Annotated in this window: 19 protein-coding genes; 10 read left to right on the top strand and 9 right to left on the bottom strand. The window is 51.8% G+C overall.

Going from position 1 to position 23,901, the window contains the following annotated elements:
- Positions 1-5: 5 nt before the first annotated feature.
- A complete protein-coding gene (locus GZH47_RS24280) occupies positions 6-1,574 on the bottom strand; it encodes a response regulator transcription factor (protein ID WP_162643603.1) in 1,569 nt (522 codons plus the stop codon).
- Between the two features lie 239 nt (positions 1,575-1,813).
- Between GZH47_RS24280 and GZH47_RS24275 the strand changes: the two genes are divergently transcribed.
- The 3 genes from GZH47_RS24275 to GZH47_RS24265 are packed head-to-tail and all read left to right on the top strand — an operon-like array spanning position 1,814 to position 5,283.
- Positions 1,814-3,154, top strand: coding sequence for a spore germination protein (locus tag GZH47_RS24275; protein WP_162645405.1), 1,341 nt, complete (start codon positions 1,814-1,816; stop codon positions 3,152-3,154).
- Positions 3,147-4,226 (top strand): GerAB/ArcD/ProY family transporter, encoded by a 1,080-nt coding sequence (locus GZH47_RS24270; protein ID WP_162643602.1) that lies wholly within the window; start codon positions 3,147-3,149, stop codon positions 4,224-4,226. The genes GZH47_RS24275 and GZH47_RS24270 overlap by 8 nt, the downstream gene beginning before the upstream one ends.
- A complete protein-coding gene (locus GZH47_RS24265; RefSeq protein ID WP_162643601.1) occupies positions 4,210-5,283 on the top strand; it encodes a Ger(x)C family spore germination protein in 1,074 nt (357 codons plus the stop codon). The genes GZH47_RS24270 and GZH47_RS24265 overlap by 17 nt, the downstream gene beginning before the upstream one ends.
- Before the next feature lie 296 nt (positions 5,284-5,579).
- Here the strand turns inward: GZH47_RS24265 and GZH47_RS24260 are convergent, their stop codons facing one another.
- The 5 genes from GZH47_RS24260 to GZH47_RS24240 all read right to left on the bottom strand — a co-directional run bounded on the left by GZH47_RS24260 (position 5,580) and on the right by GZH47_RS24240 (position 10,330).
- Positions 5,580-6,179: a nuclear transport factor 2 family protein gene (locus tag GZH47_RS24260; protein ID WP_162643600.1), complete on the bottom strand. Its 600-nt coding sequence runs from the start codon at positions 6,177-6,179 to the stop codon at positions 5,580-5,582.
- A gap of 63 nt (positions 6,180-6,242) precedes the next feature.
- A complete protein-coding gene (locus GZH47_RS24255; protein ID WP_162643599.1) occupies positions 6,243-6,905 on the bottom strand; it encodes an NAD(P)H-dependent oxidoreductase in 663 nt (220 codons plus the stop codon).
- A 32-nt stretch (positions 6,906-6,937) separates the two neighbouring features.
- Positions 6,938-8,347, bottom strand: coding sequence for an MFS transporter (locus GZH47_RS24250; protein WP_225446186.1), 1,410 nt, complete (start codon positions 8,345-8,347; stop codon positions 6,938-6,940).
- Between the two features lie 4 nt (positions 8,348-8,351).
- Positions 8,352-9,098 carry a DsbA family oxidoreductase gene (locus GZH47_RS24245; RefSeq protein ID WP_162643597.1) on the bottom strand — a complete coding sequence of 249 codons (747 nt, stop codon included), beginning with the start codon at positions 9,096-9,098 and terminating at the stop codon, positions 8,352-8,354.
- A gap of 95 nt (positions 9,099-9,193) precedes the next feature.
- Positions 9,194-10,330 carry a Gfo/Idh/MocA family protein gene (locus GZH47_RS24240; RefSeq protein WP_162643596.1) on the bottom strand — a complete coding sequence of 379 codons (1,137 nt, stop codon included), beginning with the start codon at positions 10,328-10,330 and terminating at the stop codon, positions 9,194-9,196.
- A gap of 188 nt (positions 10,331-10,518) precedes the next feature.
- On the opposite strand from GZH47_RS24240, the gene GZH47_RS24235 reads away from it, so the two are divergent.
- Positions 10,519-11,124: a TetR/AcrR family transcriptional regulator gene (locus GZH47_RS24235; protein WP_162643595.1), complete on the top strand. Its 606-nt coding sequence runs from the start codon at positions 10,519-10,521 to the stop codon at positions 11,122-11,124.
- Positions 11,125-11,209: 85 nt separating this feature from the next.
- Here GZH47_RS24235 and GZH47_RS24230 read toward each other — a convergent pair whose 3' ends face one another.
- Positions 11,210-12,328 carry a sensor histidine kinase gene (locus GZH47_RS24230; protein WP_162643594.1) on the bottom strand — a complete coding sequence of 373 codons (1,119 nt, stop codon included), beginning with the start codon at positions 12,326-12,328 and terminating at the stop codon, positions 11,210-11,212.
- Positions 12,318-13,019 carry a response regulator transcription factor gene (locus GZH47_RS24225; RefSeq protein WP_162643593.1) on the bottom strand — a complete coding sequence of 234 codons (702 nt, stop codon included), beginning with the start codon at positions 13,017-13,019 and terminating at the stop codon, positions 12,318-12,320. The genes GZH47_RS24230 and GZH47_RS24225 overlap by 11 nt, the downstream gene beginning before the upstream one ends.
- Positions 13,020-13,212: 193 nt before the next feature.
- Between GZH47_RS24225 and GZH47_RS24220 the strand changes: the two genes are divergently transcribed.
- Genes GZH47_RS24220 through GZH47_RS24205 form a run of 4 tightly spaced genes read left to right on the top strand, consistent with a single transcriptional unit; the run spans position 13,213 to position 17,336 of the window.
- Positions 13,213-14,289 carry a D-alanine--D-alanine ligase family protein gene (locus GZH47_RS24220; protein WP_162643592.1) on the top strand — a complete coding sequence of 359 codons (1,077 nt, stop codon included), beginning with the start codon at positions 13,213-13,215 and terminating at the stop codon, positions 14,287-14,289.
- Positions 14,290-14,303: 14 nt separating this feature from the next.
- Positions 14,304-15,476, top strand: a complete 1,173-nt coding sequence (alr, locus tag GZH47_RS24215) for an alanine racemase (protein ID WP_162643591.1) — start codon at positions 14,304-14,306, stop codon at positions 15,474-15,476.
- Positions 15,428-16,276: a D-alanyl-D-alanine carboxypeptidase family protein gene (locus GZH47_RS24210; protein ID WP_225446185.1), complete on the top strand. Its 849-nt coding sequence runs from the start codon at positions 15,428-15,430 to the stop codon at positions 16,274-16,276. The genes alr and GZH47_RS24210 overlap by 49 nt, the downstream gene beginning before the upstream one ends.
- Positions 16,269-17,336, top strand: a complete 1,068-nt coding sequence (locus GZH47_RS24205; protein ID WP_162643590.1) for an acyltransferase — start codon at positions 16,269-16,271, stop codon at positions 17,334-17,336. The genes GZH47_RS24210 and GZH47_RS24205 overlap by 8 nt, the downstream gene beginning before the upstream one ends.
- A 278-nt stretch (positions 17,337-17,614) precedes the next feature.
- On the opposite strand, the gene GZH47_RS24200 is transcribed toward GZH47_RS24205, so the two are convergent.
- Positions 17,615-18,658, bottom strand: coding sequence for a substrate-binding domain-containing protein (locus tag GZH47_RS24200; RefSeq protein WP_162643589.1), 1,044 nt, complete (start codon positions 18,656-18,658; stop codon positions 17,615-17,617).
- 180 nt (positions 18,659-18,838) lie between these two features.
- Here GZH47_RS24200 and GZH47_RS24195 point away from each other — a divergent pair, with 180 nt between their 5' ends.
- A complete protein-coding gene (locus GZH47_RS24195; protein WP_162643588.1) occupies positions 18,839-22,066 on the top strand; it encodes a glycosyl hydrolase in 3,228 nt (1,075 codons plus the stop codon).
- Between the two features lie 97 nt (positions 22,067-22,163).
- The gene (locus GZH47_RS24190; RefSeq protein WP_162643587.1) at positions 22,164-23,864 is read left to right on the top strand and encodes an S-layer homology domain-containing protein; all 1,701 of its coding nucleotides are present in this window, start codon (positions 22,164-22,166) and stop codon (positions 23,862-23,864) included.
- The last annotated feature ends 37 nt before the right edge of the window (positions 23,865-23,901 follow it).

The raw sequence follows: 23,901 nt of genomic DNA, 5'->3' as shown, positions 1-23,901 counted from the left end.
CCAGATCACCCTTGTCGTTTGGATTTATAAGTGGAGGGCAATTCCCCTGAAAGCGCTTTAAATTTAGTGGTGAAATATTCCGTATCGTGATAACCGAGTGCCGCTGCAATCTCTGACACCAACATATCCGTTCTGCGAAGCAATTTGCAGGCTTCATCGAACCGAAGGCGGTGGATATAGTCGTGAAAGCTATGACCAGTCTCCCGTTTGAACTGCTGCCCGAAATAAGTCGGATTGAGATGGAACCGGCCAGCCAGCTCCTGAAGTCGAATTTTCTCGCGGTAATGCTGCTTCAAGTAGTCGATTGCCTCCGTTATGGCATTGCTGTTCGCCCGGGCCGGCTTTTCCTTCACCGTAAACTGCTCGGTCGCCTTCACGGACAACCGCTTCAACGAAGTGCTTGTCCACGAAGCTATATCGGCTGATTCGGTCCCGTCCAGCAGTTGATGCAGCCACTCGGAAGCCTCCCTGTGGGTTGCTCCCCGTTCTGCGTATCGCCGAAGCAGCTCGCCGCGAAAATGACGAACGGCGGTCTGCATCAAGCTTTCCTCTGCCCCGCTCTTGCCGAACAGTCCGACCAGTTCATCCACGGAGCGGTCGATGCCCGGCAGATCATTGGACTCGATCGCTTGAAGCAGCGCCCTCACATAAGCCGTCATATCCTCCAAGTTCCATTGGCCGGTAACCTTCCTTTCTCGATAACTATAGATGCCTGCTTTCGAGCCAAGCAACGCTCGGCTCCGAATCTCCAGCGCCTGCCGGTAGAGATTCGGCACAGAGTGGAGCCCGATTGCAGTTTCGCTGCAGTAGAATGCCAGCTCTTGAGGCGGCCAGCCTTTCTTGACGACCGTCTCTTCCAACCAGACTTCGAATTGTTCCTCGTTCAGATCGTTATCTATAATCAGCAGCCCTGCCAGGCCCGGCGACTCCTCGAATATCCAGGCTCGCATACCGTCAATGATTAATGCCTCGGTCAGTGTTTTCATCAGAACGGCAATCGGACTTTTGCCAGACTCAGATTCGCCGCTTTCACCGATCGACTCGGCCGCCATCAGACGGAAGCGCGTTCGTTCGTTTACGCCAAGCAGCCGCGCAGCCGTATCGGCAGCCGCCGGACCTCCGTTACCGAGCAAGCCGACGATCGCGTCGGCGGCAGCGTCTGCCTGCATCTTGCGGGAAGACGCCGCCGTCTGCCTGCATTCCTCCAATGAAGCTGCCATATCGAGCAGCAGGCTGTGAATTTCATCCGTCATAAGAGGCTTCAATACGTATCGGTCTACCTCATAGCGAAGTGCATGTTGAGCATAGGAAAACTCCGAATAAGCGCTTACAATTATCGTTTTGGCGCCGTGTCCCATTTCCTTCATCGCCCGAATCAGCCCGATTCCATCGAGAACAGGCATCCGGATGTCGGTGATGACAAGTTCCGGATCGCAAGCACGGATTAAGGCAAGCGCCTCCTCGCCGTCAGTCGCCGTGCCGCACAATTCGTATCCGCAAGCGTGCCAATCCACCATCGTTTTCCAGCCTTCGAGCATCAATGGCTCGTCGTCCACCACAAGTACCTTATACATGTCCCTATCACCTGCCGCAGCTAATTAACTCATTTCTACATTAGTATGTCAATCGTTTGCATAAGCGGCTATGTAATGAATCTATTATTTCTTGGATTATTTCACGATAAGATTTGCTGATCGACGCCAATCGAATTCTGATCGGTGCAACCGATAGGAACGAATTGGTCCGATTGTATATTCTTCTTTCTAAGGGGAGATACTCCCACTATCTAAATCATTGTAGAAGGTGAAAAGCGATAAACACATTTCTGAAGCAACTACAACTTAAATTTGGCAACAACGATGACTTCTTCTATCTCCAAGAGACACTTCTCGACACGCCAATCGTACGAATGGGTTTTTATTCGTTGATTGACGTAGTACGTACCAAATTAAGTCTACAAACTTATATCAAAGCCGCCGCAGATGCCAACCTCACGGTTGATGAGTTCAAGAATATACTGGGCGATATTCAAAATAGTACGGCTGTCGATGATGCCATAACCTGTCTCTTGCAGGGGAAGCTCTTGATATACTTCGAAAAAGACGATTCTTATGTCATTATGGAGCCTGCTCCAAAACCGCTCAATCGTGCTGTTGAATCGCCAACCAATGAAAACGTATTTCTTGGTTCGCTAAATTCGTTTACCGAGGATATCGAAACCAATATCGGTATCGTACGGAAACAGCTTCTCACCGACAACCTGCGGGTAAAATCCTTTAAAATCGGCAGCGATGAAATCACGCAGCTTTCTCTCGTTTACTACGAAGGACGCGCAAATAGGGGACTAATCCATAAACTCATCGACCAAATCGAAAAAAACAAACATAAACAAACCGCGAACCTGCAGCAGCTGTCGAAAAAAGTGTTTGGTTTCTCTTCATGGAGTCTGATCTCGAATTTCAATCAAACGGAATTGCCGCAAGAAGCGGTTAACTCTCTAAGAAAAGGCCGAGCCATTCTATTCGTGGACAGGCTTCCCAACGCATTAGTCATCCCCGGTATACTATGGGACGTCTTCTGTCTCGACAGCGATCGTAACCTCTCCCTGCCGTTGATGTACTTTTTGCGCGTTTTACGTGTCTTGGGTGCATTTGTCACCATAATCTTACCGGGACTCTATGTAGCCCTCGTCTCGGTCAACCCCGAAGTGCTTCGAATCGAAATGGCACTATCGATTGCGCAGACCCGGATAGGCGTTCCATACCCGGCGATCATCGAAATCATTCTCATGCTTTTCGTACTTGAATTGATTCTCGAAGCCAGCATCCGATTACCCAAAAATATAGGACCAACGATAACCATGGTCGGCGGAATCATACTCGGACAAGCCGTCGTGCAAGCCAAGCTGGTCAGTAATTTGCTCATCATCATACTTGCGGCGACTACCATTGCGAATTCGACGATCGTCGGTCTACAGCAGTCATTAGCGCTTAGAATATCAAAATACGTCATCGTGGTCTTAGCAGCCATATTCGGAGTGCTCGGGATATTGGAAGGGCTGGTATTGATTTGCGCTTATATAGCGAGTTTGAATACCTACGGGATCCCGTTTCTTGGCTTATCCAAAGAAAAGGACGAAATCAATCATGGATAGAAGCTGGCAAGTCGCCTTGACCTACTTTATTTCAAATCTCGGGCTTATTTTCTTTCTGTATCCCGGAGATATAATCGCCTGTACGGAAGACGGTCACTGGATTCCGATCCTCCTCGGCTTCATCGTGCAAATCATTGTCCTGCACCTCTATACTACAGGACTCGGTTACATAGGAAAAAAGGATATCATTAGCCTTTGCTTGGGAATCGGCAAAGGAATGCCCTTCTTAATCTTGCTTCCGATGGCTGTATATCTCTTAATGGTATGCATCATCGCGGTTCGTACTTTGTCGGAGATCATGACGATTGTTTTCTTATCCAGCACGCCGCTTTGGGCAATCATGCTCTTGTTCTTAGCGATTTCAACCTATATAGCTTTTCAAGGCATCACATCCATCTTACGAACCAGCGTGCTGCTCAGCTTTATCAATGTTCCGGTCATATTATTTTTCTTCTCGGCTTCGTTTCAAAATGTCGACTGGCGCTATGTTTTCCCTCTGATAAGCGATGCTTCATTTCTAACCGCCCCTAGTTTCCTGACAAGTTTTTTTGTATGCGCTGGAGGGTTCCTGTTCCTAGGCTTCGTTCAGCCCTATGTTGCTTATCGAAAGAAGTTCATCATGATTGCGGCTTTGGCTTTACTGCCCTTCTTAGTTTTCTCCGTATATATCCCGTTAATGACGTTTGGCAAAGCTACGGCATCCACATTCTACTTTCCGTTTATTATCTCGCTTGATACGATTTCGATCACGTGGGTAATGTTTGACCGGATTACGATATTTCTATTATTAAGCTTGACTTCCTTTCTAATGATTCTTATGTCGATTTCGATTTGGTCCACGATGCGGGTCGTGAACCAGAGTTTTCCATTTGTGAAACCCCTGTATTTATTATTAGCGATTCCGCTATTCGTTTTTATCGTTTGCTTAGCGATTCCGAACTGGAAAGACATTGAGAAGATCTTTTGGTGGAGTACATACTTAAGATTTTATATCTTGCTTACCGTACCGCTTTCGACTTATTTTTTGGGAATGCGAATGAAAAGGAGATCGAGCTATGGGGCAATCGATTAAACATGCATGGAGAATTACAAGCATTGTCGGATGTTTAGGGGTTCTATGCGGTTGTTGGGACAACAGAGACATCGATCACCGCTCGTTGCCCGTGACCATGGGGCTTGCGTACCATGACAACTTATATGACGTTGTACTGCAAATTCCTGAACCGCAATCGAACGGAACTAATATTAGAATCATAAAACAATCGGGGAAAACCATTAACGAAGCCGTGGATAAGATCAGCGAGAGAATGGAAAGCAGCGTCGATCTGCTTCATCTGAAACTAATACTCATCGAAAAAGGATACGCCCAACAAGGCCTTACGGACAGCATCTCCAGTTTCATGAGGTCAAGGGATATTTCCCCGAAAGCAATCATTGCTATTTGCAATGAAGATTTGGGTCCTTTTTTCGATTTCGTGAAAAAATCCATGTCGCCCAAGGGGACGACGCTTTACGATTGCTTTGAGAAAAATGCGGGATGGAACCCTCAGATGGCTTTAACGCACATATGGCAAGTATACAGAAGTATTCATTCTTATACCCGAGACATAGCTATCCCTGTCATAAAATCCGGAAAGAGCGGAACAATCGATTACGAGGGCTCGGCCATCATTAAGAACGGAAAAATGATTGATCAAATCACCCCGGAAGAAACGTTGCTTTTCAATTCTTTTACCGGACAAAGTGCGCAAGGGAAAATCGAAGTCATGGACAAAGCGAGCGTTCTGGTCTTAAAAAGCTCGATGCATCATCACAGTAAACTTATACGAGATACCCCCTACCTGGATGTTCAAATCACAATGAAAGTTTCTATTCTGGAAACGAAAGGGAGCGTTTCGTCGGAGGTCATTAAGCAAGAACTGAAAGAAATCCTCACGAAGCGGTTTAATCGTATGTTTCGCAAAACGCAAGTTCGTGAAGCCGATATCCTTGGGTTGGGACAGTACTATAGAAACAAAATACCTCGAACCAAGCTGCGCCATTGGAGAACCGAGTACTTGCCCAAGCTGCGATTGAATTTAAAAGTGAAAACGATTATTCAGAACGAAGGAAATACGAAACTCGAATAATCGTGATTCTCGCCTCCGTCCGTACTCCCCTCCTTTGGCGCATCGTTCTACCCGCCATTTGTCCAACAGCAAAAAAAGCAACCCTACATAAATCGCTAGGGTTGCCATCGAAATTTCTTCGCATTCCTGTACTTACTATATTGATACATTGACTTCATACGTATCATTCATCATGATTACCAAGCCAAACTTCCTCGGCATCTGAAGGGCCGCCAGATTGGCAGCCCACACGATGCTACGCTCTTTCCCATTATGATATTTAGCGATCAATTGATAATAAAAATAAAGATTTCAAGTTACTTCCCAGTTATAGGATTTGTACTAGGATCCCAGTTAGCGAGAGGGTCCATTCGGTATCTGGTTAGAACCAAGCTGCTAATTTTCCAAACGCCATCCACGCGCTTATATGTTTCGCTGTATGATCCATACCCATCATGCCCCGGTGGAGCGTCCTTAACGGCAGGGTAGGTCAACATATCTTCCATTGCCCACATTCCCTTCGCGTTGTCCCGATCGATCAAATCAATCTCGGGCATATGTCCCTGGTGAACCGTAGGGGCCGCACCGATGACAGTTCCTGCCCCGTTTGCGAATGCTTCCCCGCCGGTAAACACATTGCCATCGATTTCAATTTTGGCATCAGGTGTAAAAAGCTCGGCAAAATCCGACCATTTTTTTTCATCGATAAAACGGAAATAACGGGCCTTCAATTTTTTGATCTCTTCAACGTCCTCTAAGTTTTGATATCTCTGTTCAAGTTCAGTGATTTGCACGGCTTGCTGGTCTTCTGCTGCTTGCTGTGCCTTATTATTTTGATCCGTGCATCCCGAAATTATAATAGTTAGCATAACTAATCCCAAAATCAAACTTGTTTGAACCGTTTTGCTCTTCAACATATCGTCACGTCCTTTGTTTATATGTTAATTAATGGTTTGTTCATGGTCATGGCTTTACGGACGTTACAGAATCCATTCGGATACTTGCTCCATCGTTCTTCTTGTTTTATCACGCGGTTCTTTTGCCCGGTAACCGAAAGCGACCATCACGCTTACTTCGTACTCGTCGTCTCCGAGCAATCCTCGTTGTGCCAAAATTTCGTTGACTCTATCAGGTACGAAGCCTTCGATCGGACAAGAATCGATTCCGATCATCGCCGCGGAAGTCATCATATTCCCTAATGCGATATACGTTTGCTTAGAAGCCCAAGCCGTTCTCGCTCGTTCGTTATCGAGATGGAACGAATCGAAGAAATCGTGCCATGCTCCCACGTTGTTTCGCACCATTTCGGCGGGATATTTTTTAACTTTCGTCAACTGCTCATAAATATAAGGGGATTCCGGGATAAGTCCTTTACGAGCAAGAATAACGACCATGTGACTCGCGGTCGGCAGTTGATTGTACGCGCCGTAAGCGAACGGCCGAAGCTCTTCCCTAAGTTCCGGATTTTGCACGACTAGAAATTTCCATGCCTCAAGACCGTTGGAGCTAGGCGATAATCTCCCTGTTTCCAGGATAAACCGGAAATCTTCTTCGGATATTTTTCGGGTTGGGTCAAATGCTTTCGCGGCATGTCTAAAATGATAGGCTTCCAGCACTTCTTTCTTTGTCGCATTCGTGTTCATGTCGGTTCCTCCTTGGTGTGGTTCACGATTTGTTAAGCTTGCTGCAACGCTGCCTTTTTCTTTCTCATGCCTGGCAAGGCCAAGAGCAAAGCGAATAACGCAAAGCAACCGCCAACGACTAATGCCGTTTGAAATCCCGACAGCATCGCTTCGTTGGACGATGGATCGGTTGCCGAAGCGGTCACCGAGCTCGCGACCGTAGCCAGAATAGACAATCCGAGACTGCCTCCTAGCTGCAGGAACGTATTTACGATACCGCCTGCCACGCCGTGCTCCTCAAGTCGCACATCCCTCACGGAACCTACGATGATAGCCGTAAATCCGGCTGCCGTCGAGAGGCCTAATAGAATGAAGACCGGTAAAATAAATGCGGCATAGACGCTGTCCATGGACATGGTGCTTAACCAGAACAAGCCGAGTGCATTAACGAGCTGCGAAACAATCAACAATATTTTCGCTCCGAATATACGCATGAAGTAAGGCGTGATTTGGGTGGCTAGAACGGACGATACGCCGAGCGGCAGAAAAGCCAAGCCCGTTATTAATGAAGAATAGCCAAGCGCATGAAAATACAGCGTCGAGAAATAAATAAATGCGGTCATGAAGGAATACATTAAGAATCCGATAATATTCGACGATACTAGCGAACCGATACGGAACAACCGCAGTGGCATGAGCGGGTTTTCGGCGTATTTCTCGATGAAGACGAATCCGGCCATAATAAGCGCTCCGGCGATTAAGGTTGCAATTTTCACGGTCGGCCAACTGCCGTCGACATCAGGCATGGACAACCCGTATACGAGAATGAATATGCCTAACAGCACGGCAATTGCGCCGGGTAAATCAATGGATTGCTTGTTCTTTTGCTCCATCGGCCGTTCTTTGACAAACGCTAACCCGAGTATGATCGCAACCCCGAGCGGGACGTTCAAGAAAAACAAGGAGCGCCAGCCGATCGAATCCGTCAGCAGCCCGCCAACGATTGATCCCGCCGCGAATCCGCCCGAACCCAACGCGCCGAAGATGGCAAAAGCTTTATTCCGTTGCGCGCCTTCGGGAATCGACGTGCTAATGAGCGACATGGCCGCGGGAATGGACAGCGCGGCGCCGATCCCTTGAATCGCTCTGCTCGCAATGAGCCAAACCGGATTCATCGCGAATCCGCCGGCAAGCGAAGCAGTTGCAAAAATCGCTAACCCGAGCGTTAACACGCGTTTCCTCCCGATCAAGTCGCTCGCACGTCCGCCGATAAGCAGAAAACAAGCGAAGGTGAGGACATAAGCCGTGACGATCCACTGTAAATTATTCGCATTCATGTGCAGCGCCGATTGAATCGCCGGCAGCGCCACGGTTACCGTGGATGAATTCATGACTTCCAGAAATTGCGCAAGACAAACTAAAATCAATAACAACCTATTCGCTTTAGAAATCCGATCGCCCACGTCATTAACTCTCCTTGTTTAGTTGTTGTAATTCTTGGTGCTCCACGGCGCATGAACCGTCTAAGCAGGCGAGCACTTCCGTCTCCCCGGCTGCGGAACGAAATTGAACGACGGGATGCTCTTCCGCCCAAGCTTTCTCCAGCGCCTCGGCGAAGACTTCCTTCGTCTGCGCCCCGGAGATAGCGTGTTTTTCATTAATTACGAAATAAGGAACGCCTCGAATACCTAACTTTTGCGCTTTAAGCTCGTCCGCCCTTACTTCGGCGGCGTATTGCTCGCTGTCCAGCATCGCGGCCGTCTCTGCAGCGTCCAGTCCGACCTCCTTGGCAATCATCACAAGCGTATTCGCGTCCCCGATATGCAAGGAATCGGTAAAATAGGCTTTGTACAACCGTTCCAACAATTCGTTCGTTTTGCCGAATTGCGCCGAATATTGCAGTAGTCGGTGCGCATTAAACGTATTCGTGTGTATTGCAGTATCGTAATTTAACGTCAGACCGTCTAGTTCCGCACGCTTTGTGATATCATCATGCACTGCTTTCATATGCGCTCTGGTCGATCCGAATTTCTTGGCGGATAGCCCATAAATATCATCGCTTACGTGAACGGCCATGTGCGGATCAAGCTCAAAGCTGCGATATACGAGTTCCACCGAATCGCGATGCTCGAAATTCTTTAACCCTTCTTCAAACTTACGTTTTCCTATATAGCAAAACGGACACACGATATCCGTCCAGACCTCTACTTTCATGAATTTCCCCCGCTTTCTGGATGTTTTGCCGGAAAGGAAGAAAAACCTCTCCTCTCCGGTTGTATCTTAGCCGCTGCGTTTCATGTGCAATTCGTTTAGTTCACTTTTTGCTCGACTCCGGTACGGGAAGCCGTCATGATCGCGTCATATAACAGGTGGCGTTTGACGGCATGCGCGAAGTCCGGCGTTTCATTCGTGCCTTCGCGAAGATCTTTAGCCAAGCTCGCGTAAAATTTCCCGATGTTGCTTGATCTTGCCGGTCCTTCGGGAATCGATTTGATATCTTCGGTATATGGGTCTGGAATGACGATCTCGCCGAGCGTCTTGTCTTCGCCTTTGCCGCCCCTCAATTTCAGCTCGGTATTTTGCATATTTCCGTTGAAATCGGCGGTAATGACAAGCTCGCCGTCCGTGCCGATGATCTCCCAACGCAAGTCGAAGTCCCGCGAAGTTCCGCTGCGGTATAAGGTCGTTGCCAACACGCCGCTTTCTAGCGTGCCGATGATGGCCATATGATCCGGAGCCGTCACTTTGAGCGTCGTCCCATCATCCGCGATTTGAACCTCAGGGTGACGAACTTCCAGCTTCGCGGACACGTTATCGTAATCGCCGAGCACGTAATTCAGCCCGTCGATGGCGTGAAGACCCGCGGACGCCAACATGGTCGCGCCGGCGTTCACGTCGTACGTATAAGCGAATTTCCGGATCGTGACGGGTTCCCAGATCAAGCCCGTGCCGGATAATGTAGTTGCGAGTACGTTGCCGATATAGCCTTGAGCGATCAAATCGCGGGCGTGTTGGATTGCCGGAGAGTAGCGCGCCTGCAAGCCGATAAACGTCCGAACGCCTGCCTCCTTGGCACGGTTTGCCAAGTCCTGCGCCTGTTCCGTGGACATGCCTAGCGGCCATTCGCTGTATACCATTTTGCCTGCTTCGATAGCAGCTAGAGCGATATCGTAATGGTATTGCACATTAATGGCGATCACGACAAGGTCTACTTCAGGATGCTGAATCAGATCCTGGTAATTATCGAATCCGGGAACGCCGAACGCTTCGGCTGCGGCATCCGCGGATTCGCGGTTGCTCGTGCTCACCGCAACCAGTCGGAAGTCCGGCAAGGCTTGAACCGCCGGGATGTGCGCTGCGACAGCCCACCCCGGGTTGGACGGACTTGCTCCGATAATACCTACACCGATTTTCTTATGATTGGCTTGCTGTTGATGATTGGACATTTTAGTTCCTCCTCTAATCGAATTGGCGATCGCGGACACTCGACTACCTGCCTGTACAAGATGGATAAGATATGTTCTAATAAGAGTTATTCGAGCTCTTAGTGGACCGCGGTCCGCTTGTTAAACAATATAACCGGACCACAGTCCGGTTGTCAATTGGATAATATTAAAACACGGGGGGAAATATAATGATGGAGAAAAACCTTCGCAAAGATGCGGAAGAACGCAGACAAGTCATTTTAGAAAAGGCCGCTGCTTTATTCGCCGAATATGGGGTCGAGCATGTCAGCATGCGTCAGATTGCCCGGGAAGCTGGAGTCGGTCAAGGCACGCTTTACCGAAGCTATAACAACAAAGGGGAATTGTGCTGGGATCTCATCGGCGAAAGCTGCATCCAGAACTACGATCGGATCCAATCGTTTTTGGGAGACCATACCTCCAGTCCGATAAAAGATCGTTTGGAAACCGTACTTCTGTATCATTTGGAATCGCTTGAGACGCATTCTCCCGTTCTTGCAGCCATCCAGGCGAACAATGGCGGCGATGAGCAGCAAAACGTCCCTTTCTATTCGGAGCATTACGAGTCCATTCATTCCGTTATCGTCCAATTATTGAACGAAGTCGCGAAGAATACCGAGAACCCCGCCCTCGACGCTGTATTTACGGCGGATGGCATCATGGCGTTATTGCGTCCTGATGTTTATATTTTCCAAAGGCAACATCGCGGTTATTCGCCGGATGAAATTAAAGACAAGCTCTTTCAGGTGTTTATTGAGCCGCTCTTCCACAGGTGAGGAACGTGGGATTGCGAAAAATACAAAAAGAACAGCCAACTATGCATAGCAGTGGGCTGTTCTTTTCCAGTGGTTTTTTTTTTGCTCATCGCCTATTATCAGCGTCATCGTTGCTGCTTGCGAGCGGAATCTTCACCATAAAAGCGGTTTTGCCTTCTGCACTCGCTGCGGAAATTGTGCCATGATGAAGCTCGACGATATTCTTGGCGATTGCGAGACCCAGACCCGAGCCGCCGGTATTCCGGGAACGAGACTGCTCGCCGCGATAAAACCGTTGGAACAACAATGGAATGACCGATGCTTGCAGAGGCTCGCCATAGTTGGCTATCTCAACGACTGCCTGCACCCCGTCGTTCCTGACTTCGATTTCGATCCGTCTGCCATCTTTGCCATATTGAATGGCATTGTCGATTAGATTCTCGAATACCCGTACAAGCTTGTCCCCGTCAGCATCGATTCGGATGGGGTGATCTGGCTGTGCCAAGCTGCATTTCATCCCCGCCTGCTCAAATTGGAGACGGAATTGTGCCGCCAATTGGCCAATCATCTCTACAAGATTGATCGGAGACGGATGAAGTGCCATCCCTCCGCTCGTCCTCGTATATTCAAACAAATCGTCGATCATCGTTTTCAGTCTAACTGATTTCTCGTACGCGATATGTACGAAATGCCGAAGCTCCACCTCGTCTCGGTAACGATCCGCTTCGATCAGCCCCAGATACCCGACGATTGACGTTAATGGTGTCCGCAAATCGTGGCTAACGTTAGTAACAAGTTCGACTTTGGTCCGTTCCGCGCGTCGCTCCTCCTCGATGGAGAGCTTAAGCTGAACGGTCATTTTATTAACGTTTTCCGCCAATCCCCCAAGCTCATCATTTCCTTGTATCGGTAAACGCGTATCAAAATCCCCGCCTGCGATTTGTTCGATTCCTTGCGAAATACTTAATAAATAACGGATTGTCGAGCGGCTGAGCAGGAAGAAATACATAATAAAGAAAAAAAGGAAGGAAATAATAAACGCAGCCAAAAGACCGAACTGATTCAGAGCCATCCTCAATATAGGGGGGAGATAAAGATATTCGCTACTATATGCGTTGGCCGCAACCAGGTATAACAAACCGACTGTCAAGACGGACGCAAGCATGCTAATGCCGACTAAATATAACATTTTAAATCGAAGGCTATTCCACGGTTTAAGGCTCAATTTTGTACCCTACTCCCCATACGGTCTGAATCAGCTTCACGCCGCCCAGCTCGCTATCCAATTTGTCCCGAAGCTTGCTGATATGAACCATTACGGTGTTGGTGGACTCCAGAAACTTGTCCTTCCATACCGCTTCGAATATCGCCTCCGCACTGAACACCTGACCCGCATGGCTTGCCAGAAAATAGAGGATATCGAACTCCGTGGACGTCAAATTAATGCCGCGGTCCTCCACAGTAACGGTATGCGATTTCTTGCTTATTTTCAGAGGATGAATCTGAATGATGTCTTGCTCCTGTGCCGTTTGAAGCTGCGTATTTAAGTAAATGGACCTGCGCAGCAGAGACTTCACCCTAGCAATCAGCTCAAGCGCATTGAACGGTTTCACCATATAATCGTCCGCGCCCGTCGTCAGCCCCATAATCTTGTCCATGTCCTCTGCTTTGGCGCTCAGCATCAGGATCGGAATGCCATACTGCGCACGTACTGCCCGAACAACCTCCAAGCCATTCATTTCTGGCATCATCACGTCGAGAATCATCAATTGGACATTCTCCTTGGCGATCACCTCCATTGCCTCGCGGCCGTTGCCGGCTATTAGCACCTGATATCCTTCGTTTGTCAGATAGATTTTGATCAGCTCGGCGATCTCCATGTCGTCATCCGTGATCAAAATTTGAATGGTGTTCATAAATGCCTCCATCTAATTTGGTTAATGAACGTGGCTACAGTGTATCAGAAATCTTCTCCGTAGCGGATCGCTCCGAAACACAAATAAGAAATTCTTAAGGTTTTCTTCAGGATGTATTACGAACTGCTCCGGGCTCGCACGTTATCCTTTGTTATAGAGCAACGGACAAGAATAAACCCGGAGGTTTGAACATATGAGAACAAAGCTATACGTGCTATACGGCGGTAAATCCGTCGAACATGAAGTGTCGCTCAAAACGGCCGTTACCGTCCTTGGTTCCCTTGATGAAAGACGATTCGAGATTTATCCCGTGTATATTACGCGAGACGGCTCGTGGTGCACGCCGGAGCAACATACCCTGAAAGATTTAACGGTCGAACGCTTGATCGTACAGCCCAAGTTTCACGACCCTGCCGCGTCCATCGGTGAAATCCTATCCGGCGTGATGGCTATGCCTGGCGACAAGGTCGTACTGCCGCTAATACATGGCTCGAACGGAGAAGATGGCACCGTTCAAGGACTGCTGGAACTTCTGAATGTCCCGTATGTCGGGAATGGCGTGCTGGCTTCCGCGTTAACGTTGGATAAGGCGATGTCGAAGCAGGTGCTCGCACAAGCCGGCATTCGTCAGACGGAGTACCTGGCGTGCCGTTACGAGGAATGGAGAACGGATCAGAAAGCGCTGCTGCTTCAAGCGGAAGACTCCATTGGGTATCCGTGTTATGTCAAGCCTGCCTCCCTCGGTTCCAGTATCGGCATTAGCAGATGCACGAACCGCGGGGAGCTGATCGCCGGTATCCGAGAGGCATTCTCCTATGACAAGAAGCTCGTTATCGAGCGCGAGGCGATCGGCCGGGAAATCCAAGTAGCAGTTATCGGCAATGACAAGCCTCTTGCCTCATTGCCCGGCGAATTCATACATGATCATCTCTTCTTCGATTACGAATCCAAGTACATGGACAAACGGCTTGCCATGTCAATTCCCGCCGAGCTGCCCGATGGTCTGACCCAGAGAATCCGCACGTTGGCTATCCAAGCTTATCAAGCCCATGGCTGCGAGGGTCTTGCCCGCGTTGACTTCTTCCTTGACGAAGCAGGCCAATTGTATCTCAACGAAATTAACGCGTTACCCGGATTCACGAATTTCAGTATGTATCCCGTTATGTGGGAACGCACGGACGGAACATCCTATTCCGAGCTGATTGAACAATTAATTGGGTACGCGATCTCCAGGCACAAAGACAAACAAACCATTCAATATAGGAAATAAGCGAGGTGTACGGGATGTTAAGAAACACTTGGGCTGAAATTAGTTTGAGCCGTATTCGCGAGAATATGCTGAACATCCGCCGATCTCTTCCAAATACAGTGAAGCTGATGGCTGTCGTAAAGGCGAACGGCTACGGTCATGGCGACATCGAGTCGGCTATGTCCGCGATTAGGGGCGGTGCGGATTATTTAGCGGTTGCCTATCTGGAAGAAGGAATCCGGCTGCGCGATGCTGGATTGAAGCATCCTATCCTCGTGTTGACGCCAATCCAGCCTGAGCTTGTGCAATTGGCGCTGAAGCATGATTTAGCCTTAACCGTCACAAGTGCCAAGAGGTTTTCCGAGATGCGCGCCATTAAGCCGTATGGCTCCGAAAGCAAGCTACGGGTTCATGTCAAGATGGATACGGGACTTGGGCGAATCGGCATCCGCACGAAACAAGAATGGGATGAGCTTGTTCCGTGGCTGCGGTCCGAAGATGTCGAAGTGGACGGTTTTTATACGCATTTCGCAACGGCGGGACTGGCCGATACCAGCTTCTTGAATCAGCAGGCTTCCCGCTTCATCGAGATGAAAGCTTGGGGTTCTTCTTCGGGTCTGGACATCCGTCATTATCACTGCGCGGGCAGCATTGCGGCGCTGAGGTTTCCGGATCTGGCGATGGATATGGTCCGAATCGGAGCTGCGATGTACGGCTTCTATCCTTCGCAGCTGTCCTGTCCCGTTAAGCTCAATCCGGCCTTAAGCCTTCACAGCCAACTTATCCAGGTGAAGCAGCTGGCCAAAGGCGAAGTGCTCGGTTACGACAATTCTTATCGGGCCGAGGAGGATGAATGGATCGGAACAGTTCCGATCGGTTATGCCGATGGTTGGACGCAGCGGATGCAAGGCACGGATGTCTTGGTCGGCGGGCGGCGCGCCCCTGTTGTGGGCAAAATCTACATGGACCAGCTGATGATTAAGCTTCCGGGGCCTTGTGCGGAAGGCACGCATGTTACCTTAATCGGCTCCCAGGGCGAGCAGCGCATTACATTCTCGGAGCTTGCCGTCCATATCGGAAGCGTGGCGCAGGAAGTATCCACTTCGCTTGGAGTTAGAATTGTAAGAACCTACAACGATTTCGAGGAGATGCGTCCAAGATGGGACAAACAAACCTGGCCAAACGAAATCAATCAGGCCGTCATATAACGATTCGTACGATTCAGGCTGCAAATTCCGGAATACACCAAGGGCATCTGGTTCTGATCAATCCCGAGAATCCCATTCAACAGACGATTTCTTCCGATCGTTTAATCCCGCTAAGCTCGATTCCGGCTATCCATACACTGAAACAAGGCATACTGCTGGAGCAGACCTGTTTACGTCATTTGACTGAACTGCTCGAGGCTAGTCAAGGAATAGACCATATTATTGCTGTAAGCGGCTATAGAACCAAGCAAGATCAGGAGCAAATTTATACCGCTTCATTGGCCGATAACGGCGCAGATTACACCGCACGCTATGTCGCTTTGCCTGATCGAAGCGAGCATCAAACGGGATTGGCCATCGACGTTGGCATGCTGCGCAAGGATGTCGATTTCATCGCGCCCGCTTTTCCGGACTCCGGCGTATATAAGTCCTTCAAGCAGCTCGCCGCAGGCTTTGGTTTCATACAACGCTACAAGGAAGGGAAAGAAGCCCTCACGCAAATCTCATGCGAGCCATGGCATTTCCGGTATATCGGTTATCCGCATGCCGAGATTATGGAACGGCAAAATTGGTGCTTCGAGGAATATATCGACGCACTCAGAAGCTGCACCTACGATAACGACCATCTTCTATTCGAGGATAACCATTCATTCGTAGACATTTATTACATTCCGGCGGACGCAGGCGCTTATACAACCATTCCTGTTGTATTATGCGATCGCTATCTCTTATCGGGGAATAACGTAGACGGGTTTATTGTGACGGCATTTCGGGATAAAAGCAGGCGTGCCTATGGCTAAATCGAATTACGGCGGTCTCGATTGGCTCAAATTCATTGCCGCTCTCATGGTCGTTGCCAATCATACGAGCCCGCTTCAATCTTACAGCGCTACAGCCGATTTTCTCGTAAGCGGTCTGCTTACCCGCATTGCCGTGCCGATCTTCTTTATGACGGCCGGTTTCTTATTGTTCCGCAAGCTGACAGGAAACCCGTCAACGGATCGAACGGCTCTGCGCAGCTATCTGCTGAAAATCTTAAAGTTATATGCAATCGCAATCGTGCTATATCTTCCGCTGAATCTATACATGGGTTACTTTACCGATTCCTTGACTCCGTATTCGCTCTTGAAGGACATCGTGTTCGACGGGACCTTCTATCATCTATGGTATTTGCCTGCATTACTTATTGGCCTGATCCTTACATTCGTGATGTACAAGTTCATGCCGTTCAAAGCCATGCTAGCTTCCGCAAGCCTCTTATATAGCATTGGACTGCTTGGAGACAGCTACTATGGCATCATGCGCGATAGCAGCTGGCTCAACCCAATCTATGAGGGCATGTTTACAGTATTTGATTACACCCGCAATGGTCTGTTCTATGCCCCCGTTTATTTGGCTCTAGGAGCTTGGGCCGCCAAGAAACCCGCTTCAGCGAGACCGGCAATCGTCAATGCAACCTTATTCTCCGCATCGCTTGGATTGATGCTCGCAGAGGGGATGCTCCTGCATTCGGCGGACTTTCCGAGGCATGACAGCATGTATGTGTTCGCGTTGCCTGCCACTTATTTTCTATTCCATTGGTCCCTGCAGTGGAAGGTACCTGCAAGCAGAAGGTTTCGCGAGTGGCGGACATGGGTGTATGTTTTACATCCTTTAGCCATCGTTCTTGTTCGAGGCGCAGCCGAAGCAACGCATTTGGAAAGGCTGTTTATTACGAGCAGCCTGCTTCATTTTGCCGTTGTCTGCGTATTTTCGATCGGTATTTCCATGGTTTCGGCATGGTTGGCATCGGTTATCCGGAAACTCCGTTTCTCGAAAATAACTGATCCATCAAGAAGATCCTATTCTAGCTCTCAGTGATTTAGCTTGAATTGGGATTCCGATAGGCTCGCTATGAATGTTTCCCTATCAATAGCGATTGAGCCTTGTCATGCTCATCTGAAACCGAATCGGCGAGGGTAATTGAACGGTCGATCCATAGAAACGAAAAAGCCGCAATTTCCGGCAACAGCACCGGAATTGTGGCCTTAAATTACTCTTCTTCCGCGATGATCCTCACGAATGCGGTGGCGAATCGCGGAGGCCCGTTATCCGACACGAAAGTCACTGGGCTCTCGACGACCTGGTTGTTTGGAGATTCAGGATCGGATCGTGCGAATCGTGCTCCCGGCGTAAAAGCCGCCTTTGAGCCGCACCTGCTCGAACGGCAGCAGCGGGTTGGCGATTCTTCGCAGCATCAGCTCCGCCGCCCGTTCGCCGACTTCCCGCACGAGGAGATAGGGCCTCGACATGTCGGGAAAATACGGATTCTCCTCGTTCTCCATCCCGATCAGCGAGAAGTGTTCCGGTATGTTGAGTTTAAGGAAGCTTGCCGCGATATAGATCCACTCCGCCATGTTCGGCACGGCGCTGATGACCGCGGTGAACCGTCCGGAGCTTAGTTTACCGCCAAGGTTCTCGAGCCAGGCGGTTCTGTCTCCGGCAGGACTATTGACATGCTCGCCGGGATCTCCCAATCCTTCCAGCCCCAGCCGCTCTGCCGCATCCTTGAAGGCCTTCCAGCGCAGGCGGAATCCGCGCAGCGGCTCGATATCGACCGCGTACAGAATGCGGCGGTGGCCATGGTGGTACAGCTCTTCCATGGAACGCTGAACCGCATACTCCACATCCCAAATGATACTGTCCACTTCCGCCAGGTCCGGCGGATAATTAATCAGCACCTTGGGGACCGGCAGCTGCAGAAGGAGCGTCTCCATCCATTCGGGAATCGCCGCGGTCAGGAACAAGCCATCGGCGAAGAACAGGTCGTTCTTGTCGAGCCATTGCCGGAAGCCCGCGCCTTCGGTCAAGCCTCCCGGAACGATCAGCGGATACAGCGAGTGGCCAAGCTCGTTCAACCGAATCCGGACACCCTCCAGCTGCAGCCGGTGAAAGTTCGTTTCGCCAATAATGAGCATCGCGAACCGCCTGGGCTTCCCGTAGACCGCCGGAATCCTCTCCCCGAACAGCCCCGTCTCCTGCTCCTTCGTCCGGTAGCCCAATTCCCGCGCCCGGCCGGCCACCGTCTTGCGCGTCGCCTCCGCCATGCCCGGCAGTCCGCGCAGCGCCTTGGACACCGTGTGGATCGTCAACCCGAGGTCATCGGCGATCGTCTGCAGGGTCACCTGTTTTTTTCTGGGCATGTGCCGCATCCTCTCTATTAACAGCCGCGATCATGAGATTCGAAGCGATAATTGAAACTAAAATGAAACTATAATTTAAGCGCTTTCTTTTCTAAAATGTAGTAGTATTTCAGGTTTGCGTCAATAATCGCGCGGGTACCTTCCGTGCGGTTATTAACAAGTCAGAGAGAGGATGATTTGATGAAACGGGTCAAGAAACTCAAAGCGATGCTCGCGATCGCGTGCACGGTAATCCTGATGTTGACGGTAATGCCGGGAGCGTTCGCCTTCGCAGCGGAGGATGACGGAGGCGCGGAGACCGTGACGCCGCATTCCGGCACGTACATGCTGAAAGGAGCGCTTAAAGGCGAACAGTCCTTATGGGCATACGTGGAGCAAGAAGTGAACGGCATTACGGCGAACACGGACTACTCCTTCGGCATGTGGGTGAAGGGCAGCGGCATCGTCACGATGAAGGTATCGTCGAACGGATCGACGGTCACCTACAAGCGCCCCGTCGCGACGGACGAATGGACGTACGAAAGCGTCGAATTCAATTCCGGCGCGAAATCCGGCAAAATGGTATTTTCCATCGTGGACAGCGCGGCGACCGCCTTCCCGCAAGATCAGGTCGCGGGAACGATGTACCTGGACGACGCCTACTTCGGCGTGAAGGATTCCGGCGTCAACCTGCTGCAGAATTCAGGCTTCGAGCAAAACGTCACCGGCTGGAACAATACTTTGAAGGACGTATTCTCCGTGGTTTCCACCGATCAGACGACGCCCGAGGAGCCTACGGACCCGGTAGATCCGCAGGACCCGAGCGACGACGCGACGACTTACTTGGAGACGGATCCAAGCAACGCGACGAATATCTACGCGGGCAACCGTTCCATGCAAGCGATCACGAAGGGGCTGAAGTCCGACTGGAAAACCGCGACCCAGCAGATAAGCGGCATCACCGCCAATACGGACTATACCTTCGGCGCCTGGATTAAAGGCGGCGGAGCCGTAACGATCAAAGTGGCCAAGCTCAGCGGCGGCGACAATCTGCACTTCATGCGTCCGAAAGCGGCGGATGTCTGGACGTACGTGACGACGAGTTTCAACTCGGGCGCTTACTCCGGCACGATCGTATTCTCGATCTCGGACAGCGCGGGCAACGTGCTTCCCCAATCGGAAGCGGCGGGAACGATGTACATCGACGACGTTGCCTTCGGCCCTGCGGGCGGAGCAAACCTGCTGCGCAATGGCGGCTTCGAGGAACAGCTGAAATATTGGAGCGGCGACAAAGGCAGCGTGTTCGTCCGCTATCCCGATCAATCGGACAATCCGCCGGCGCAGCAGTACGAAGGGATCGCCAATCTGGGCGCGTATTCATGGGACCGTAACCCGGACGGCGTAACGGATTTCGGCACGTGGACCGGGACGACCCCGTACCTGGCCGAGGACTTCCTCGAACAGAATACTTGGTCCGACCTGGAGGGCGGCAACCGGCTGGCCGCCTGGAAGGATTCCCCTTATGCGCAGAGCATGTTATGGGCGACGTATCCATTCCCGAAATCAGGCGGCAGCTTGGCGGCCGCGGCGCACGGCGACTACAACGCGTATTACCGCCAGCTCGGCGAGAACCTGATCGCGGCTGGCATGGACAACGCCATGATCCGCTTCGGGCATGAGTTCAACGGCGGCTGGTACTATTGGACGGTCGGCAATGCCAACGAACCCGACCACGAACAGAAATGCGCGGACTTCGCCGAAGCGTTCCGTCAATTCGTCACGACGCTCCGCGGCATCGAGGGGCAGCATTTCAAATTCGTCTGGAATCCGTCGACCGCAGTCTGGGGCGTCGATCTTCCGGCCGCTTTCCCTGGGCGGGATTACGTGGATTTCATCGGCATCGACCACTATGACCAAACCTGGGCGCAGAGCAACGGGCAATCCTTGTACGGCCCGGCCTACAAAACGGCTTCCCCTGCCGATAGAGCGAGATTGCAGCAATTGGCTTGGAACGCCGAAGCTTCGGACGCCAACTGGGGACTTGATATGATCGCCGCTTTCGCGGCGGATCAAGGCGTCCCGCTCGGGATCTGCGAGTGGGGTCTCGCAACGAGATCCGACGATATGGGCGGCGGGGACAACCCCGTCTTCATCCAGAACATGCATGATTGGATCGAGAATAACAACGTGGCTTGGCATGTGTATTTCAACGTATCGGCAAGCGACGGCGACCATGATTTATACGATACCGTGACGTTCCCACAAGCATCCGCGAAGTTCAGCGAGCTGTGGAATCCCAACGGCGCGCCTCAAACCTCCCCTGCGATCGAGCCTGCCGACATCGTCGCCAGCGGCGAGTCTTACGCGAAGCTCGAAGGCGAGAACGGCGTTCTCGCGGGCAGCGCCTTCCGGTATCACGGAGATCCTTGGGCATCCGGCGGAGCGTTCGCGGTGATGTATAAATCGCTCAACGCATTGATGTTTACGAACGTCGCCAAGGCGGATGACGGCATCGCGATCGTCTACCAAGGCTGGCAATCGGATCAGAAGGCCTCCCTGTATGTCAACGATGTCCTGGTCAAGAAGAACATCCTGTTTGCGCAGCACGGCCGTTCCTGGTCGAACAGCTACGGCTATGTTGTATTGAATGACGTTCGGATTCCGGCAGGCGCCACGTTGAAGCTGCAGATCAACAAGGACGACGAGCTGGACAATTTCGACAGCCTGAAGATCGACTACGTCCTGCTGCTCGGTACGGACAGCGGCGACGGCAATCCCCCCGTCAACCCCGGCGACGGCGACGGCGGAGCGACGGTCCCTAGCGTGAAGCTCTATGCGAAGAACGCCACGGTGATCAAAGAAGACGGCGGCAGCATCGCGTTCTATCTGGCGGTGAACGGCGCGGATAAGCTCAATGCCGTGAGCGCCGATTTCGGCTTCGACAGCTCGAAATTCAGCTTGCGCAGCGTGGAAGCCGTCGATGCGCCGGATGCCGTCATCGACAACCGGGTCAGCGGCGGTACCGTCCATGTTCTGGCCGGCTTCCCTACTTCGCTGACAACAACGTCATATACGGACGTTATCAAGCTGACCTTCGATCCGCTGGATCCGAACGCGAAGAGCGTGCAGGCGGAGTTGCGATTGCTGAGCGCGACGACCGCGTCGAGCGGCGAGAACGCCGATATCGTGCCGACCAAGGACGGCGATTCGGCATCGGTCATGCTTCGGTCGTACGCCGATCTGAGCGACGTGAACGGAGACGGCCGCCTGACGGCGGCAGACCTGTCGCTTGCGCTGGACTATTACCGCGCGACGCCGCAGGATGCGGATTGGAGCAGCGCCAGACAGGCGGACGTCAATGCCGACGATGTCGTCGACACGACGGACTTTACGATCATCATGGCTCGCATTTTGGACGCGCAGCTATAATTCCGGCCGCAGGATGTCATCCTGCTTCTTCCGGGACGGCAGGACGCGCAGGGATGCGCGTTCTGCCTCACTTTCAAGCAAAATGGGGCGTTCAATCATGAGAGTCAAGTTAATCGCGGCCTTACTGGCCGTGTGCTGCTTCATCTATCCGCTTGCGGCCTTCGCGGACGGCCAGCTTCAGAAGGCGGAATTCTCGCAGCGCGATGTCCAAGTGCCAAGCGGCGCGAACGAATTCTCGCTGGATATACTCGTTACGAATAAAGCCGCGTTCAGCAGCGCCGAATTCGGCCTGCAGCTAGACGCGGGGCTGCAGATCAAGAGCGTCCGGCTAGGCTCGGGCATTACGGGCTCGCCGGTCAACGTGCTGGAGAAGAACGGCATCTCCTATTTCGGATTCTTCGATACGAAGAACAACTATGCCGGCACGGTGAACGTCTGCACGGTCGTGTTCGGCTATGAAGGCGATGCGGCTGCGTCGGTGACGTTGAAAGAAGCGAGCGTGACGACGATTACGGCGAACGGAGGCGCGGCGAAGGAGACGACGGCGCCCGATGCCATCGCTCACGTGACGCGGCTTTCCGCCGGAAACGGCAGTACGCCGGGCGGCGGCGGAACGCAGGGCGGTGGCGGCGGAACATCGGCGACGGACCCGATCATTGATCCGGATAACGGCCGAGCGACGGTGAAGCTGGATGCCAACGCCATCGCGAATGCCTTGGAGCAGGCCGTTACGGATGCGAACGGCTACACCGTCCTCGCCTTCGATCTGACGAGCGAAACGTCGCGCGCGGAAGAAGCCGCGATCGTGTTTCCCGTCGACCTGATCCAAACGGCGGCAAAGCAGAAGCTTCTCATCCGGACCTCGCTGGGAACGATCGAGATTCCGGCCGGCGCCATCGGTAAGCAGCAGTCGGGGAATGCGTCGGCGGTCACGCTAGTCGTGAAGAAGGCGGGCGGAGCGGCCTTGCCCGCGGATGCCGCGGATCAATCCGGCCGCCGCCTCGCGGTGGATATCCATTTTGAGCTGGACGGTCAGCCGATTGCCTGGAGCAATGACTTGACGCCGGTTCACGTCATGCTGCCATACGAGCCGACAGTTGAAGAGAAGAGCCATCCGGACAACCTCCTCGTCTATTACGTGGACGACTCGAACGGATGGCATGTCATGCCGGGAAGCCGCTATGACGCGGCTGCGGGAACGATCGGCTTCTACGCGAATCACTTCAGCAGGTTTGCGGTTGCGCCGGCGTCGATGACATTCTCGGATACGGGTAACTCGTGGGCGGTCAAAGAGATCGAATCCCTTGCCATAAGAGGCATTATTACCGGCAGGACCACAGATACCTTCGATCCGAACGCGCAAGTCACGCGTGCGGATTTCACGAAGCTGCTGATCGGCGTGCTGGGGCGAACGGCTCCCGCAAGCGGCAGCGTCGTTTTCAGCGACGTGAAAGGGTCGGACTATTATTACGACGCGGTCATGACCGCCCGGACGCTGGGACTGGCTGCAGGCACGGCCGATAACGCCTTCGAGCCGAAGAATCCGATCACGCGGCAGGATATGATGGTTTTGCTGGACAGGGCTTTCGCTTTGTCGGGCAAGCCGTTCGCCGCCATGGCCGAATTGTCAGCCTATAAGGATGCCGGCCAATTATCCGCCTATGCACGGGACAGCGCGGCGAAGCTGATCGCTGCCGATGTCATTGCCGGCAGCGACGGTAAACTCCGCCCGAAGGACAGACTGACGCGTGCCGAAGCAGCGAAAGTGCTGTACAAGCTATTCGGGCTGCTGTATTGAATGCAGCCGATCTTGGCAAAGCCGGATGGAACACTCG

Origin of the sequence: Paenibacillus rhizovicinus (genome assembly GCF_010365285.1) — a bacterium.
GTDB lineage: Bacteria > Bacillota > Bacilli > Paenibacillales > Paenibacillaceae > Paenibacillus_Z > Paenibacillus_Z rhizovicinus.
This window is presented reverse-complemented; position numbering and strand designations above follow the sequence as displayed.